At 73.7% G+C, this 15,002-nt stretch carries 17 protein-coding genes and 1 pseudogene; 14 read left to right on the top strand and 4 right to left on the bottom strand.

The window, feature by feature from the left end; translation table 11 throughout:
- Positions 1 to 101 precede the first annotated feature (101 nt).
- Positions 102 to 422 (top strand): annotated as a pseudogene (locus tag AB0D67_RS26965) (ATP-grasp domain-containing protein); the annotation flags it as partial.
- A 113-nt stretch (positions 423 to 535) separates the two neighbouring features.
- Here the strand turns inward: AB0D67_RS26965 and AB0D67_RS26960 are convergent.
- From AB0D67_RS26960 to AB0D67_RS26950, 3 genes are all read right to left on the bottom strand, one after another.
- Positions 536 to 1,045, bottom strand: coding sequence for a hypothetical protein (locus AB0D67_RS26960; RefSeq protein WP_362941538.1), 510 nt, complete (start codon positions 1,043 to 1,045; stop codon positions 536 to 538).
- Between the two features lie 206 nt (positions 1,046 to 1,251).
- Positions 1,252 to 1,731: a DUF3515 domain-containing protein gene (locus AB0D67_RS26955; protein ID WP_362941535.1), complete on the bottom strand. Its 480-nt coding sequence runs from the start codon at positions 1,729 to 1,731 to the stop codon at positions 1,252 to 1,254.
- A 130-nt stretch (positions 1,732 to 1,861) separates the two neighbouring features.
- The gene (locus AB0D67_RS26950; protein ID WP_362941532.1) at positions 1,862 to 2,095 is read right to left on the bottom strand and encodes an Lrp/AsnC ligand binding domain-containing protein; all 234 of its coding nucleotides are present in this window, start codon (positions 2,093 to 2,095) and stop codon (positions 1,862 to 1,864) included.
- A 51-nt stretch (positions 2,096 to 2,146) separates the two neighbouring features.
- On the opposite strand from AB0D67_RS26950, the gene AB0D67_RS26945 reads away from it, so the two are divergent.
- The 3 genes from AB0D67_RS26945 (at position 2,147) to thiD (ending at position 5,240) form a co-directional block, all read left to right on the top strand.
- Complete coding sequence (locus tag AB0D67_RS26945) at positions 2,147 to 3,112, top strand: thiamine-phosphate kinase (protein WP_362941529.1); 966 nt, start codon at positions 2,147 to 2,149, stop codon at positions 3,110 to 3,112.
- Between the two features lie 231 nt (positions 3,113 to 3,343).
- Entirely contained in the window at positions 3,344 to 4,288 is a 945-nt protein-coding gene (locus AB0D67_RS26940) for a hypothetical protein (RefSeq protein WP_362941526.1), read from the top strand.
- 157 nt (positions 4,289 to 4,445) lie between these two features.
- Entirely contained in the window at positions 4,446 to 5,240 is a 795-nt protein-coding gene (thiD, locus tag AB0D67_RS26935; protein ID WP_362941523.1) for a bifunctional hydroxymethylpyrimidine kinase/phosphomethylpyrimidine kinase, read from the top strand.
- Between the two features lie 184 nt (positions 5,241 to 5,424).
- Here the strand turns inward: thiD and rpmB are convergent, their stop codons facing one another.
- Positions 5,425 to 5,610 (bottom strand): 50S ribosomal protein L28, encoded by a 186-nt coding sequence (gene rpmB, locus AB0D67_RS26930; RefSeq protein ID WP_179824804.1) that lies wholly within the window; start codon positions 5,608 to 5,610, stop codon positions 5,425 to 5,427.
- A gap of 224 nt (positions 5,611 to 5,834) precedes the next feature.
- Between rpmB and AB0D67_RS26925 the strand changes: the two genes are divergently transcribed.
- The 10 genes from AB0D67_RS26925 to AB0D67_RS26880 all read left to right on the top strand — a co-directional run bounded on the left by AB0D67_RS26925 (position 5,835) and on the right by AB0D67_RS26880 (position 14,632).
- Positions 5,835 to 7,424 (top strand): DAK2 domain-containing protein, encoded by a 1,590-nt coding sequence (locus tag AB0D67_RS26925; RefSeq protein ID WP_362941520.1) that lies wholly within the window; start codon positions 5,835 to 5,837, stop codon positions 7,422 to 7,424.
- A 41-nt stretch (positions 7,425 to 7,465) separates the two neighbouring features.
- Positions 7,466 to 9,637 carry an ATP-dependent DNA helicase RecG gene (recG, locus tag AB0D67_RS26920; protein ID WP_362941517.1) on the top strand — a complete coding sequence of 724 codons (2,172 nt, stop codon included), beginning with the start codon at positions 7,466 to 7,468 and terminating at the stop codon, positions 9,635 to 9,637.
- A gap of 484 nt (positions 9,638 to 10,121) precedes the next feature.
- Entirely contained in the window at positions 10,122 to 10,691 is a 570-nt protein-coding gene (rsmD, locus tag AB0D67_RS26915) for a 16S rRNA (guanine(966)-N(2))-methyltransferase RsmD (RefSeq protein ID WP_362941514.1), read from the top strand.
- A 16-nt stretch (positions 10,692 to 10,707) separates the two neighbouring features.
- Positions 10,708 to 11,184, top strand: coding sequence for a pantetheine-phosphate adenylyltransferase (gene coaD / locus AB0D67_RS26910; protein WP_362941511.1), 477 nt, complete (start codon positions 10,708 to 10,710; stop codon positions 11,182 to 11,184).
- Positions 11,185 to 11,249: 65 nt separating this feature from the next.
- Positions 11,250 to 11,804, top strand: a complete 555-nt coding sequence (locus AB0D67_RS26905; RefSeq protein WP_362941507.1) for a YceD family protein — start codon at positions 11,250 to 11,252, stop codon at positions 11,802 to 11,804.
- A gap of 1 nt (position 11,805) precedes the next feature.
- On the top strand, positions 11,806 to 11,985 hold the full coding sequence (gene rpmF, locus AB0D67_RS26900; protein WP_179824792.1) for a 50S ribosomal protein L32: 180 nt from the start codon (positions 11,806 to 11,808) through the stop codon (positions 11,983 to 11,985).
- Positions 11,986 to 12,195: 210 nt separating this feature from the next.
- On the top strand, positions 12,196 to 12,936 hold the full coding sequence (gene rnc, locus AB0D67_RS26895) for a ribonuclease III (protein WP_362941504.1): 741 nt from the start codon (positions 12,196 to 12,198) through the stop codon (positions 12,934 to 12,936).
- Between the two features lie 177 nt (positions 12,937 to 13,113).
- Positions 13,114 to 13,980 carry a bifunctional DNA-formamidopyrimidine glycosylase/DNA-(apurinic or apyrimidinic site) lyase gene (mutM, locus tag AB0D67_RS26890; protein ID WP_362941501.1) on the top strand — a complete coding sequence of 289 codons (867 nt, stop codon included), beginning with the start codon at positions 13,114 to 13,116 and terminating at the stop codon, positions 13,978 to 13,980.
- Positions 13,977 to 14,252 carry an acylphosphatase gene (locus tag AB0D67_RS26885; RefSeq protein WP_362941498.1) on the top strand — a complete coding sequence of 92 codons (276 nt, stop codon included), beginning with the start codon at positions 13,977 to 13,979 and terminating at the stop codon, positions 14,250 to 14,252. Before mutM ends, AB0D67_RS26885 begins: the two co-directional genes overlap by 4 nt.
- A gap of 188 nt (positions 14,253 to 14,440) precedes the next feature.
- Positions 14,441 to 14,632 (top strand): hypothetical protein, encoded by a 192-nt coding sequence (locus AB0D67_RS26880; RefSeq protein WP_179824786.1) that lies wholly within the window; start codon positions 14,441 to 14,443, stop codon positions 14,630 to 14,632.
- Positions 14,633 to 15,002: the final 370 nt, after the last annotated feature.

Raw genomic sequence — 15,002 nt, 5'->3', positions numbered from 1 at the left:
CGTTGTCTGGGTGACGGGAGTCCCGCCGGGTGCGCTTGCGAGCGGGGGCCGCGGCCCCGTGGGCCCGCCTGGCGGGCGCGGCCGTGGCCCCCGCCCACCACGACTTCTACGACTTCGAGGCCAAGTACATCAGCGACGCCACCTCCGTGGCGGTGCCCGCCGACATCCCCGACGACGTCGCCGAGAACCTGCGGGCGATGGCCGTGCGCGCCTTCGAGGCGCTGGACTGCGAGGGCCTGGCCAGGGTCGACTTCTTCTACACCCCGGACGGCCGGCTGCTCGTCAACGAGATCAACACCATGCCCGGCTTCACCGCGACGTCGGTCGCGCCCCGGCTGTGGGCGGCCAGCGGGCTCTCCTACCCCGAACTGGTCGACCGGCTGATCCAGCTCGCCCTGCACCGCGCCACCGGCCTGCGCTGACCCGGCCCGGGACACGGCCCCGCCCCGCCGATCCGCACCGGTCCGGCTCCGCGTCGTCGGCCCGCGCCGGTCCGGCCCGGGGTACGGTCCCGCACCGCCGGTCCGGCCCCGTGTCACCCCCGGGCGAGCGTCCGCCGTCCCCTGGGCGGCGGGCCCACGCCCGCGATCCGGCCAGGCGCCATGTTGGCGTGCACCTGCCCGGGGCCGAGGCCGTGCCGTTCGGCGAGCCGGTCGGCGACGATCCCGGTGGTGAAGGCGTAGACGCCCTTGTGCAGCAGGTCCACCACGAGTTCGCGCCGGGGCCAGGTCCACGGCGGGGCGCCCGCGCCGGTCGCGTTCTCCAGCGTCTGGTCGTTGGTGAGCCGTACGACCCAGAACATCGCCGAGGACCACGGGCCGCGCAGCCCGGCGGTCGCCATCACGCCGCGCAACGCGCCGAGCAGGCATCCCTGCCCGAGGTGCATCGCCAGATCGAGCGGGACGGGCTGCCGGGCGGGCGCCTCCGGCAGCCCGGTCAGCCGCTCCAGCACCCGGGCCGGCACGTGGGAGTCGGGCCGGCCGGTGAGGCGCTGCTCCACCTTCTCAGCGAGGGTCATGGCGACCGCGCCGGCCGCCCCTGCCACCAGTCCTTCGAATACCGCTTTTCCCCACATTCGTGCTGGATGCCCGCTTCGGGTCGGGTTAAGCGGTCCGCGCGGGCGTCCCCCGCGTGGCCGGGCACCTCTTCCCGCTCACGGCCTCCAGGCTTCCGGCCTCCGGGAGAACGGGCGAGGGGTGAGGGGCGAGGGCGAGGGGTGAGGGGCGAAGGGGCCCGCGGCCCCGGTACGAATCACCCGGTCTGGGGCAGCGCCGCCTTGATCGGGGCCGCGAGGTCGACGAGAACGCTCTCGGGCACGTGCTTGCGGGAGACCGTCACCTCGACGTACGCCTCCCGGCCGATCGCGGTGAACAGCAGGGGCCGGGCCGGGTCGGAGAACCACGCCACCCCGTCGATCTCCGGCACCTCGGCGGTGGCCGACATGGACGGCGGCCTGGGCACCCCGCAGCGCAGTGCGATCTCGCCGCCGCCCCAGACCGCGACGTACGGCGAGGCGGGCTCCGACTCCGTCCGCTCCGCGCCGTCGAGATCGGCGGGGAGCCGCCCGCCGAGTGCCCGGCATCCGGCGGCGGCCTCGCCCTGCGGGGCGGGAGGCTCCACCCGGACCGGGCCGCCGCACCCGGCCAGCGCCAGGAGGGCGCAGGCGGAGGCGGCCCAGCGGGCGGACCGGAACGGCGTCCGGCGTCTCCCCGTGACGCCCGGACCCCTCATGACGCTCGTGCTCCCCGTGCCGTACGGGCCCCCCGAGAGCCCTGGACCTTCGGCGACGCCCGGTTCTCCCGCGGCGCCGGAACCCCCGATGACGTTCAGACCTTCCGTGACGCTCGGCTCCCCGTGACGCTCAGATGTGGACGATGGGGCACGTGAGCGTGCGCGTGATCCCCTCGACTCCCTGGATCCTGGCCACGACGAGCTTGCCCAGCTCGTCGACGTTCCGGGCCTCGGCGCGGACGATCACATCGTAGGGCCCGGTGACGTCTTCCGCCTGCGTGACACCGGGGATTCCGGAGATCTGCCCGGCCACGCTCGCGGCCTTGCCGACCTCGGTCTGGATAAGGATGTAGGCCTGCACCATAACGTCCTCCGGGGCGATTGGATCAGTGCCGAAGGGCCACCGTACCCTGTGATGAACAGGAGGTGCGTCATCACAGTCGGAGATCTCGGCGAATTCGGGATTGTTTCACGTATTTCCGGACGCTTGCCACAGGGAGGGACGGTTTTACTCGGTCCCGGTGACGACGCGGCGCTGTTGCGGGCCCCCGACGGGCGGGTCGTCGTGACGACGGACCTCCTGATCGAGGGTAGGCACTTCCGCCGGGATTGGTCCAGTGGCTATGACATCGGCCGCAAGGCCGCCGCGCAGAACCTCTCCGACGTCGCGGCGATGGGCGCCCGCCCCACCGGCATCGTGGTCGGCCTCGGCCTGCCCGCCGGTGCGTCCACCGGCTGGCTGGACGACCTCACCGACGGCTTCCGCGACGAGTGCGACCTGGTCGGCGCCAGCGTGGTCGGCGGCGACATCACCCGCTGCGACCAGGTGGTGATCGGGGTCACCGCCCTGGGAGACCTGGGCGGACGCCCGCCGGTCACCCGCTCGGGGGCGCGCCCGGGAGACATCGTCGCGGTGACGGGACGGCTCGGGCACGCCGCCGCCGGCCTGGCCCTGCTCGGCGCGGGACCGCCCGTCCCCGGGGAACTGGCCGGGCTCGTCGAGGCCCACCGCCGTCCCCTGCCGCCCTACGCCCGCGGCCCGGAGGCGGCCGCGCTCGGCGCCACGGCGATGCTCGACGTCAGTGACGGCCTGCTGCAGGACCTCGGCCACGTGGCGCGGGCCAGCGGCGTCGGCGTCGTGCTCGACCCCGGGCGCCTCCCCGTGCCCGGCGCGCTGAGCCGGGCCGCGGACCTGCTCGGCGCCGACCCGCTGGAATGGGTCCTTTCCGGCGGAGACGACCACGCGCTCGCCGCGACCTTCCCGGACGGCGTAGCGTTGCCCCCGGAGTGGACCACGGTCGGCCGGGTCGTCGAGGGCGGGGGCGCACGGGTCGAGGGACGTTCGGTGGAGCACGGCGGCTGGGACCACTTCCGCGAGTGACGCGTGCCACTGATGTGACCCCAGTGAAATTTGCCGTCAAGGGTTACTGAACTGGTATGAAGATGTGCTGTCGGAATTCCTGGTGGAAGGGGCGACATGGGCCGCCATGGTGGACATAGGGAGGACGCTCGCCGCGTACAGCGGGAACGTGACCCGGAGCTCCCCGAGGAGACCCGCAGTCTCGACACGCCGGTCGGCCGGCGCCTCCGGCCCGAGGAGTCGGCGGAGACGGTGACCGGCACGGACGAGACCGTCACCCGCACGGGCTTCCTGGGCTCGGGCTGGACGGCCACGTCCGAGATGCAGGAACCGGCCTGGCCGGAGGACCGCCGGCGGGCCGGGCGGGGGAAGAAGACCCTGCTCGCCGTCGCCGCGGTGACCGCGGTGCTGGGCGGGACCTTCGGAGGCGTCCGCCTGCTGAGCGGCTCGGAGACGACGCCGGACGCGGCGTGCCCGCCGGGCGGCTGCCACGCGACGGCCTTCGACGAGACCGACGGGTCCACCTCGCTCCCCCCGGAGGAGGAGAGCCCGCCCGCCGACGACGAGCCGCCCGCCGAGGAGACGCCGGCCGCCACGGAGAGCGCGACCCCGTCCCCGGCGCCGCCCCGGATACCGCAGCACCGCTCCGGCCGCACACCCACCGCGACGCCGCGGCCGGACGAGACCCGTGCCCCGCGCCGCGCCGAGCGTCCACGTTCGGACGACGGGTCCGGCGACGACTCCACCGCCGGTCCGGGCGACCAGTCGCACGTCGTCGGCCCCACCACGGGTTCCCGGAACGACACGCCGCAGACCCCGCAGGCCACCACCCCGCCTCCGGTCGAGCAGACCCCCGAGACGCAGTCGGCCACCGCGGAGCCGGCCGCCGCCTCCGTCCCGGGCGCGGCCCTGCGGGTCGGGTTCGGCGTCGTACGGCAGAGGCAGCAGGCCTACACCGCCCGGCTCGTGGTCGCCGCGGACGAGCGCCTGCCCCAGCTGGACCTGAGCCTTCCGGTCGGCGGCGAGGTCACCTCGGTCGAGGGCGCCGGCTGGCGGCAGGACGGCGACACCCTGGTGATCGAGTCGGCCGAGGACATGGACGCGGGGGAGAGGCTCGTCCTCACCGTCACCGCGCAGGGCCGGGCCGAGACCCCGAGGACCTGCCACAGCACGCAGGGGGAGTGCACGGTCACCTGAACCGGCCCGGCCCGGCCCGGCCCCGCTGGACCCGTCACGCCACGCGGGGGGAGTGCGAGGCCACCCGAGCTCGACCGGGCCGTGGCGTGGTCCCGCGGGCCCGCCCGTCCTCCGGGGAGAGCGCGGTCACCCGGGCGGGACCTGGTTGGATGGCTGTATGACCGATTCGATCCCTCCCCGCGTGCTGACCGTCGCCGGGTCCGACTCCGGCGGCGGCGCGGGCATCCAGGCCGACCTGAAGACCATGCTGGCCCTCGGCGTGCACGGCATGAGCGTCATCGCCGCCGTGACGGCGCAGAACTCGCTGGGTGTGCAGGGGTACTGGGAGCTTCCCCCCGAGGCGGTGCGCGCGCAGCTCGACTCGGTGCTGGGCGACATCGGGGCACAGGCCGTCAAGACGGGGATGCTCGCCTCCCCCGTGCTCGTCGAGACGGTCGCGGAGGTGCTCGCCGGGGTGGGCGTGCCGGTGGTGGTCGACCCGGTGGGGGTCTCCAAGCACGGCGACGCGCTGCTGGCGGCCGAGGCCGTGGACACGGTGCGGACCCGGCTGCTGCCGACGGCCACCGTCGTCACCCCCAACCTCTGGGAGGTGGCCCAGCTCACCGGGGTGAAGGTGGAGGAGGAGGGCGACATGCGCCGGGCCGCCGACGCGGTCCTGGAGATGGGGCCCGCCTGGGTGCTGGTCAAGGGCGGTCACCTGCCGGGCGCGCCGGTCGACCTGCTGACCGACGGCGTCCGGGAGTTCCGCTTCACCGCCGAGCGGCACGACAACCGGCACACCCACGGCACCGGCTGCACGCTGGCCTCGGCCATCGCCTCCCACCTCGCCCTCGGCGAGGACGTCCCGGGGGCGGTGGGCAGGGCCAAGGAGTACGTCACGGGCGCGATCGCCCGGGGGTTCCCGCTGGGCGCGGGCATCGGCCCCGTCGACCACGGCTGGCTCTGGCGCTGACGCCCCGGCCGCCGCTCCCGCCCGGACCCGCTTCCCTCGGCCCCGGCTCCGCGGCGGGCCGTGCCGGGTCCGGGTGAGGCGGCACCGCCGCGGCGGGGCCCGGCGGGCCGTGCCGGGCGGACCTGGAAAAGGCGGCAGCCCGCCGTTCCCTCGACGGGTACGACGGGCTGCGCGGGAGGTCCGACTAGCGGGCGACCTTGCCGGCCTTGATGCAGGAGGTGCACACATTCATCCGCTTCGGCGTGCCGTTCACCACTGCGCGCACGGTCTGGATGTTGGGGTTCCAGCGGCGGCGGGTGCGGCGGTGCGAGTGGGAGATGTTGTTGCCGAAGGTCGGCTTCTTAGCGCAGACGTCGCAGACGGAAGCCACGATTCGCTCCTTAGATCGGTAGAGAGGCTCGATCCGCCTCGCTAGCGGGCGGTCATCGGGCACGCCGGGACGACCGGCTGGCCACACGAGGATATCCGATGTCCGGCCGTGCGTGCCAACAGGAGCCGTCACGCCTGGTCGAACGGAGATAATCTCCAGGACAACCGTAGCGCATCCCGGATGGGCAGCCTCCGCGATCCGCGGGGACGAGCAGGAGGGCGGGCATGTTGCAGGTTCTCGACGCGCCGGCGGTGCGACGCTGGTCCCGGCTGGCCGCGGAGACCCTGGGCAGGGCACGGCGGGAGATCGACGCGCTGAACGTCTTCCCCGTCCCCGACGGCGACACCGGCACCAACCTGCACCTGACGATGCTCTCGGCGGCCGAGGCGCTCGACGAGCTGCCCGGCGACGCCGACACCGCGGCCACCTGGCAGGCGTTCGCCCGGGGCGCCCTGCTCGGGGCCCGCGGCAACTCCGGCGTCATCGTCAGCCAGGCGCTGCGCGGTCTCGCCGAGGTGCTGCGGACCGCCGAGGGCAGGGGAGCCGACCTCGGGCGCGGGCTGGTCAGGGCCGCCGAGCTGGCCCGCGAGGCGGTGGCCAGGCCGGTGGAGGGCACGGTGCTCAGCGTGCTCACCGCCGCCGCCGGGGCCGTGCGGGGACTGTCGGCCGATCTGACGGCGGACCTGGCCGCGGTGGCGGGGAAGGCCGCAGAGGAGGCGCGCGCGGCGCTGCGCCGTACGCCCGGACAGCTCGACGTGCTGGCCAGGAGCGGGGTCGTGGACGCCGGCGGGGCGGGCCTGGCCCTCATCCTGGAGAGCCTCGCCGCGGTGGTCACCGGCTCCCACCCCGCCCGGCTCGACATCCCCGCGCCGGCCCGCGGAGCCGTGCCCGGACCCGCCGCCGAGCCGCCGGGCGGACCCTGCTACGAGGTGATGTACCTGCTGGACGCGGGCGCGGACGCGGTCGGGCGGCTGCGCCGGGAGCTCGACGCGCTCGGCGACTCCCTGGTGGTCGTGGGCGGCGACGGCCTGTGGAACGTGCACGTCCACGTGGACGACGCGGGGGCGGCGATCGAGGCGGGCATGGCGGCGGGCCGGCCCCACCGGATCAGGGTGACCTACCTCGGCGGTCCCGGGCACACCCATCCGCCCGCCCGCAGCCGGGGCGTGGTGGCGGTGGCCGCGGGTCCCGCGCTGGGCGCGGTGTTCGGCGAGGCGGGGGCGGTGGTGGTGCGCAGGAGGCCCGGGTCCACTCCGCCGCTGGCGGCCGTCCTCGCCGCGATCCGGGAGGCGGGCGCGGAGGTCGCGGTGCTGCCCAACGACGACGGCACGCGGGAGGTGGCGACGGCCGCCGCCGAGATCGCCCGGGAGGAGGGCCTGACCGTGGCGGTGCTGCCCACCAGGGCGTCGGTGCAGGGGCTGGCCGCGCTGGCGGTCCACGACCCGCTGCGCCGCTTCGACGACGACGTGGTCGCCATGACCGAGGCCGCCGCGCACACCCGCCACGGGCACGTCTGGGTGGCCGACCGGGAGGTCATGACGAGCGCCGGGCTGGTCGCGCCGGGGGACGTCCTGGGCGTGGTCGACGGCGACGCCGCGGTGGTCGGCGCCGACGTCGCCGGCGTCGCGATCGAGATCGTCCGCCGCATGGTGACGCCCGCCAGCGAGCTGGTGACCATGCTGGAGGGCGCCGGCGCGCCGCCCGGCCTGGCCGGCGCCGTACGCGACCACCTGGCCGCCGAGCGGCCCGACGTGGAGGTCGTCGTGTACGAGGGGGGCCAGGGCGGCTACCCGCTGCTCGTCGGGGTGGAGTGAGCCGCGCCGGTTCTGTCCGCCGGACGCGGTAGAAACGTGGGGTGACGAGCTTCGACGAGCCGCTGACGAAGGCGCTGGACCCCAAGACCTCCAAGCTGCTGGAGAGCGTTCTCGGCCTGCGCACCGTCGGTGACCTCCTGCGGCACTACCCGCGCCGCTACGCCGAGCGGGGCGAGCTGACCGACCTCGATGACCTGCAGATCGACGAGCACGTCACCGTGGTGGGCGAGGTGACCAGGCTCATGCGCAGGCCGATGCGGAACAAGGGCGGCACCTGGCTGGAGGTCGAGGTCGTCGACGGCCGCCGCAGCAAGATCTATCTCTCCTTCTTCGGCCGGGCGTCCCACATCGCCGAGACACGGCTGCGCCCCGGGCGGCGCGGCATGTTCGCCGGCAAGGTCGGCGCGTTCGGCCAGGGCGAAAAGCGCAGGTGGCAGCTCTCCCACCCCGAGTTCGAGATGTTCGACGAGACCGAGGCGGCCGCCGAGGAGTTCGCCGCGGCGCTGGTGCCGATCTACCCCGCGGGCAAGGACGTCACGCCCTGGGCGATCCGCCGGGCGCTGGGGGTCGTCCTCGACACCCTCGGCCCGCTCGACGACCCGCTCCCGGCCGACCTGCGCGCCCGCCACCGGCTGCCCGGTCTGGCCGAGGCGCTGCTGGCGATCCACCGGCCGCGCGACCACGCCGACGTGTCCCGGGCGCGCAAGCGGCTGAAGTTCGACGAGGCGTTCACGCTGCAGGCGGTGCTGGTGCAGCGCAAGATGGCGGCCGGATCCTGGCCCGCCACGCCCCGGCCGCCGCGCGGCGACGGCCTGCTGGCCGACTTCGACGCGCGCCTGCCGTTCCAGCTCACCGAGGGGCAGCGGGACGTCGGCGAGGAGATCGCCGACGACCTCGCCCGGCCCCACCCCATGCACCGGCTGCTGCAGGGCGAGGTCGGCGCGGGCAAGACCGTCGTCGCGCTGCGCGCCATGCTCCAGGTGGTCGACGCCGGCGGGCAGGCCGTGCTGCTGGCCCCGACCGAGGTGCTGGCCCAGCAGCACCACCGCTCGATCACCGCCATGCTCGGCGACCTGGCCACGGGCGGCATGTTCGGCGGCACCTCCGTCGCGCTGCTGACCGGCTCGCTGGGCGCCGCGGCCCGCCGCTCGGCCATGCTCGACGCGGCCTCGGGGGCGGCCGGCATCGTGGTCGGCACCCACGCGGTGCTCCAGGAGCGGGTGCAGTTCGCCGACCTGGGCCTGGTGGTGGTGGACGAGCAGCACCGCTTCGGCGTCGAGCAGCGCGACGCGCTGCGCGAGAAGGCAGGGGAGGGGCGGCCGCACGTGCTGGTCATGACCGCCACCCCGATCCCGCGCACGGTCGCCATGACGGTCTTCGGCGACCTCACGGTCTCCACGCTCTCCCAGCTCCCCTCCGGCCGCGCCCCGATCACCACGCACGTGGTGCCCGCCGCGGAGAAGCCGCACTTCCTCGACCGCGCCTGGACGCGGCTGCGTGAGGAGGTCGGGCTGGGCCGGCAGGCGTACATCGTCTGTCCCCGCATCGGCGACCTGGAGGGCGACGAGGGCGACCTGACGAAGGGCGACGACGAGCGGCGGCCGCCGCTGGCCGTGCTCGACGTGGCCCAGATGCTGTCGGAGGGGCCGCTCTCCGGCCTCCGTACGGCGGTGCTGCACGGCAAGCTGCCTCCCGAGGAGAAGGACGCCGTGATGCGGGCCTTCACCCGCGGCGAGGTCGACGTCCTGGTGGCGACCACGGTCATCGAGGTCGGCGTGGACGTCCCCAACTCCTCGGTCATGGTGATCATGGATGCCGACCGGTTCGGAGTCTCCCAGCTCCACCAGCTGCGCGGCCGGGTCGGCCGGGGCGGGCTGCCGGGGCTGTGCCTGCTGGTGAGCGACGCCCCGGGCGGCACGCCCGCCCGGCAGCGGCTCGACGCGGTGGCGGCGACCCTCGACGGCTTCGAGCTGTCGCGCGTCGACCTGGAGCAGCGCCGCGAGGGCGACGTGCTCGGCGTGGCCCAGTCGGGGCGCCGGTCGTCGCTGAAGATGCTCCAGCTCCTGCGTGACGAGGAGGTGATCCTCGCCGCCCGCGCGGACGCCGAGGAGATGCTGGCGGCCGACCCCGAGCTGATCGGGCACCCGGTGCTCCGTACGGAGATCGACCGGCTGCTGGCCGACGAGCGCGCCGAGTACCTGGAGAAGGCCTGACGGCGGCGTACCCGGAAGGGCGGTGCCGGAACGGCGGCGCGGGATCGGCGGAGGCGCGGGTCCGGCGGCGGCACGGGGACGCGGAGGTCCCGAGGGCCCAACTGCGGGGACGGCCTCCCCCCGAATGCCGTCCCCGCTTGGGCCCACTCTCGGGTCAGGTGCCGAGAGCACCGGCGTGCGGAAGGGCTCACGACCACGCCGGTCGGCCTTCCCCTGGGACTGTCGAAGGCCGCAGGACTCATCATGCAAGGCCCGGGGGCCGGGGGGAACGACCCTTGCGGTTTCGTCGCCGCTCCTTGCCCACTCTTGACCTAGATCACCTGGCGAAACCCTTTTGACCTGCGGTTATGCGATGCGCCGCGACACGCCGGGGTGCGCCGCCGTACCACTGCCGCACTTTTCCGGCGGCCGGTCGCCGACCTGCCGGGAGAGGGCCGGGCGGCCGCGCGGACGGACGTGCCGGGAGGACTGGGACAATGAGCCGGTGAGCCGAGTGATCGCGGGAAGCGCAGGGGGGCGGCGGCTGGCGGTGCCGCCGGGCCGGGGCACCCGCCCCACGAGCGACCGGGCCAGGGAGGGCATCTTCTCCACCGTGGGCTCGCTCCTCGGCCCGCTGGACGGCGCCAGGGTGCTCGACCTGTACGCCGGGTCCGGCGCGATCGGGCTGGAGGCGCTGTCACGCGGGGCCGCGCACGCGCTGCTGGTGGAGTCCGACGCCAAAGCGGTCCGGACGATCAGGGCGAACATCGCGAGCCTGGGCCTGCCCGGAGCCGAGCTCGCGGCCGACCGGGTCGAGCGGGTGCTCGCCAGGGGCGCGGACGAGCCGTACGACCTGGTGTTCGCCGACCCGCCGTACGCGGTGGCCGACGTGGAGGTGCGGGCCGTCCTGGAGCGGCTGCGCGACCACGGCTGGCTGGCCGGGGACGCGCTGGTGGCGGTGGAACGGGAGAGCCGGGGCGGGTCCCTCGAGTGGCCTTCCGGGTACGAAGAGGAGAGGGTCCGTCGCTATGGCGAAGCGTCCGTTTGGTACGGTCGCGCCGCCGGGAATCCATAGAGCAGGGGGTCGCGCCTTGCGTCGCGTCGTATGCCCGGGATCGTTCGATCCCGTCACCAACGGCCACCTGGACATCATCGGCCGGGCCTCCCGGCAGTACGACGAGCTCGTCGTAGCAGTCCTGATCAACATCGAGAAGAAGAGCCTGTTCACGGTCGAGGAGCGCATCGAGATGCTCCGGTCCGTCACCAAGGAGTACGGCAACGTCCGGGTGGACAAGTTCCACGGCCTGCTGGTCGACTACTGCAGGCAGCAGGAGATCCCGGCGATCGTCAAGGGGCTGCGCGCGATCAGCGACTTCGACTACGAGTTGCAGATGGCCCAGCTCAACTACCGGATGTCCGGGGTGGAGACGCTGTTCATGGCGACCGGCCCCGAGGTGTCGTTCCTGTCGTCCAGCCGCATCAAGGAGATCGTCCGCTACGGCGGGGACGTGACCGGCCTGGTGCCGGAGCTGGTCGAGCGACGGCTGGTGGAACGGCTCAGGGGTTAGGCCCTGGTATTCTCTTGTTTTGCCTTGCACGACGGCGGTGATTCGCCATGCCTGATGAGAGTGACATGACTCTGCAGACCCTCGACCCCCGAGCCCTGTGGGTGATCTCCACCCATGATCTGGGGCGGAGGCCGGGAAGTATGCGGCAGATGTCCCTCACCCTTCCGGCACCGGCGAACCTCGGCGTCGAGATGATCGGCGTCCCCGCGGACGCCGACGTCGAGCTGGACATCCGCCTTGAGGCGGTCATGGAGGGCGTGCTCGTCACGGGCACGGCGCAGACCCCGCTGCGGGGGGAGTGCGCACGGTGCCTGGAAGAGATCACTTCGGAGACCGAAGTGGGCTTCCAGGAGCTGTTCTTCTACTCGGCGGAGGATGCCGCCGAGGACGACTCGCTTCTCGACGGTGAACTGTTCGATCTCGAACCCGTCTTCCGTGACGCGGTGGTGCTCACACTGCCGCTGAGCCCGGTCTGCAGTGAAGACTGCGAGGGGCTCTGCACGGAGTGCGGGGTCAGGCTGGCGGACGCCGAGCCCGGTCACAAGCACGAGGTGATCGACGCCCGCTGGGCCAAGCTGCAAGGTCTGGTTCCGGAACATAACAACGATCAGGAGAGCTGACGTGGCTGTCCCCAAGCGCAAGATGTCGCGGAGCAACACTCGCTCCCGCAGGTCGCAGTGGAAGGCCGCCGCGGTTTCGCTCGTGAGCTGCCCCCAGTGCCGCTCGCCGAAGCGTCCGCACGTGGCGTGCCCGTCCTGCGGCACCTACAACCGCCGTCAGGTGATCGAGCCCTCCGCCTGATCGCGTTCTGACTGTACGGATGCCGGCCGGGTCCCCTTCGGGCCTGGCCGGCGTCTTCCGTTCCATCCGGCGCGATGGCGGCTCGCCCGCGGCTGTGGTGGACGCCGGGGTCACGGTGCCGTGCACCCTCCCGACGCCCACCACGTCTTCGGGCACTCCCGTCTCTCTTCGCCATCGCGCGTTCACCGTCGAAGAGCGAGGAGAAGACGTATGGGTGCGAGCGTCAAGCCGATGGCCGTCGAACTGGCCCGTGACGAGCTGGAGCGGGTCCTCGGGGTGCGGCTGGAGGCCGCGATCCTGGAGCGGGCCCTGACCCACCGCTCCTACGCCTACGAGAACGGCGGGCTGCCGACCAACGAGCGCCTGGAGTTCCTGGGCGACTCGGTGCTGGGCCTGGTGGTCACCGACACCCTCTACCGCAACCACCCCGACCTGCCCGAGGGGCAGCTGGCCAAGCTGCGGGCCGCGGTGGTCAACATGCGCGCCCTCGCCGACGTGGCCCGCACCCTGGAGCTCGGCAGGTTCATGCGCCTGGGCCGGGGCGAGGAGGGCACCGGGGGGCGTGACAAGTCCTCCATCCTCGCCGACACGCTGGAGGCGCTGATCGGCTCGGTGTACGTCGACAAGGGCCTCGGTGAGGCGTTCCGCGTCGTCCACCTGCTGTTCGACCCGCTCATCACGCGTTCGGCGTCGCTGGGCGCCGGGCTCGACTGGAAGACCTCCCTGCAGGAGCTGACGGCCTCCGAGTCGCTCGGCGTGCCGGACTACCACGTCGAGGAGAGCGGTCCCGACCACGCCAAGTCCTTCGCCGCGGTGGTCCGCCTCGGCGGCGAGGAGTACGGCTCGGGCTCCGGGCGTTCCAAGAAGGAGGCGGAGCAGCAGGCCGCCGAGGCCGCCTGGAACCGCATCCGGAGCGACCGCGACAGGCGCGAGGCCGGCACCGCGCCCTGAGCGTCCGGAGCGCCCTGAACGTCCGGGGCGCGCCCTGAGCGTCCGGGGCGTGTCGGCCGGGCCCCACGGGTACCGTGGGCGCCTGAGCGGTCGGCGGCGCTGCGTCCCACCGTGTCTCCGGACGTCGCGCCGCCCGGCGCGGCGTCCGTGGCCAACGTCCTGAGAGAGGGGGCCGGCATGCCCGAGTTGCCGGAGGTGGAGGTCGTACGGCGCGGCCTGGAGCGCTGGGTGTCCGGCCGGGTCGTGGCCCGCGCCGAGGTGCTGCACCCCCGGGCGATCCGCCGCCACGTCCCTGGCGCGGAGGAGTTCGCCTCCCGGCTGGCGGGCCGCACGGTCGGGACGGCCCAGCGGCGGGGCAAGTATCTCTGGCTGCCGCTGGACGGCTCCGACGCGGTGCTGGCCCATCTCGGGATGAGCGGCCAGCTGCTGGTGGTCGAGCCGGACTCGCCCCTGGAGAAGCACCTGCGGATCCGGATCGCCTTCGCCGACGGCGGCCCCGAGCTGCGTTTCGTGGACCAGCGGACCTTCGGGCACGTGCTGGTCACCCCGCTGGCCCGCGCCGGGGGCCGGGACGTTCCCGAGCCGATCGTCCACATCGCGGCCGACCCGTTCGAGGAGCACTTCGATGAGGACGGCTTCGCCCACCGGCTGCGCGCCCGGCGGACCGAGGTCAAGCGGGCGCTGCTCGACCAGTCGCTGATCAGCGGGGTCGGCAACATCTACGCCGACGAGGCGCTGTGGCGGGCCCGGCTGCACGGGTCGCGGCCCACCTCGGCGCTGGCCCGGCCGGAGATCTCCGAACTGCTGGGCGCGGCCCGCGAGGTGATGTCCGCGGCCCTGGCCGTGGGCGGCACGTCCTTCGACAGCCTGTACGTGAACGTCAACGGCGAGAGCGGCTACTTCGAGCGGTCGCTGAACGTGTACGGCAGGCGCGACGAGCCCTGCGGGCGGTGCGGCGCGCCGATCGTCCGGGAGTCGTTCATGAACCGCTCCTCCTACAGCTGTCCCCGCTGCCAGCCGCGTCCGGGCGGGGTCGCGGCGTGAGCGCCGTCCGGCTGACCGCCTGGGTCAGGGGGGACGTCCAGGGGGTGGGTTTCCGCTGGTGGACGCGGTCCCGGGCGCTTGAGCTCGGCCTGGCCGGCTGGGCCAGGAACACCGCCGACGGCCGGGTGGAGGTCGTGGCGGAGGGGCCCCGGGAGTCCTGCGAGGAGCTGCTCACCCTGCTGCGCGGCGGCCGCACGCCGGGGCGGGTCGACGGGGTGGCGGAACGTTGGAGTGAGGCGAAAGGATCACCCGTCGGCTTCGCGGAACGTTAAACCATTTCCCTGATTCACCAAATTAGGGTATAATTCAATGTCGAGAGTGCCCACAGGTGCATCCATAGGGAGCGTTCAGCTTGACCGTCTCTCTCGCCGGTGCGACTCTTGATAAGAACCACGCGCACCCCTCCCGCGGCAAGAAGTGCGCGAACCAGTCTGGTCACTCAGCGTGGAGGACCCTTAACATGGCGAAGGCTCTACTCGGCCACGTCGGCGGTCCTGACCCTCGGATGGTCTCGGAAATGCGCCGTCTCCAGCAGCGCATCCGTGATCTCGAGGCAGAGCTCACCCGGCTCCAGGCCCAGAACGCCGAACTCACGGGCAACCGTGACGAGGAGTTCACCCGCCTGCAGGATCGTGAGCCGGCTCTCACCTAGAGGCCGGGGCGAACACACATTGTCCAGGGACGCCTCTTGGGGCGTCCCTTGTCATGTCGCGGGCCGCACGCACCAGGCGGCCCGCCATGACGTCTCCCGTTCCGGGCCGCGTCCGACGCGGCCCTTTTCGGCGTTCCCCGCCGCGGACCACACCCGATCGGCCCGTGGCGGCGTCTTCCGTTCTCCACCGCGTGCGACGCGGCCCGTCCTGGCCTCTCCCGTTCCGGGCCGCCTCCGGCGCGTGCCTGTAGCGGCGTCTTCCGCTCTCCGGCCGGCCGCGCCCCTCCCTCCCGGGGAACGGCCGGCTCTCCCGCGGGCGGACGCCGCCGAAGAACGGTAGTCTTCCCAGGCGGGAGCGGTGACCTCCCGG

Source organism: Streptosporangium sp. NPDC048047, assembly GCF_040653115.1.
Lineage (GTDB): Bacteria > Actinomycetota > Actinomycetes > Streptosporangiales > Streptosporangiaceae > Streptosporangium.
This window is presented reverse-complemented; position numbering and strand designations above follow the sequence as displayed.

Coding starts and splice junctions, on each gene's coding strand:
- AB0D67_RS26955 (WP_362941535.1), bottom strand. CDS start 1,731: ATGAGGGGTCCGGGCGTCACGGGGAGACGCCGGACGCCGTTCCGGTCC.
- AB0D67_RS26950 (WP_362941532.1), bottom strand. CDS start 2,095: ATGGTGCAGGCCTACATCCTTATCCAGACCGAGGTCGGCAAGGCCGCG.
- AB0D67_RS26945 (WP_362941529.1), top strand. CDS start 2,147: ATGAACAGGAGGTGCGTCATCACAGTCGGAGATCTCGGCGAATTCGGG.
- thiD (WP_362941523.1), top strand. CDS start 4,446: ATGACCGATTCGATCCCTCCCCGCGTGCTGACCGTCGCCGGGTCCGAC.
- AB0D67_RS26925 (WP_362941520.1), top strand. CDS start 5,835: ATGTTGCAGGTTCTCGACGCGCCGGCGGTGCGACGCTGGTCCCGGCTG.
- AB0D67_RS26905 (WP_362941507.1), top strand. CDS start 11,250: ATGACTCTGCAGACCCTCGACCCCCGAGCCCTGTGGGTGATCTCCACC.
- rnc (WP_362941504.1), top strand. CDS start 12,196: ATGGGTGCGAGCGTCAAGCCGATGGCCGTCGAACTGGCCCGTGACGAG.
- mutM (WP_362941501.1), top strand. CDS start 13,114: ATGCCCGAGTTGCCGGAGGTGGAGGTCGTACGGCGCGGCCTGGAGCGC.
- AB0D67_RS26880 (WP_179824786.1), top strand. CDS start 14,441: ATGGCGAAGGCTCTACTCGGCCACGTCGGCGGTCCTGACCCTCGGATG.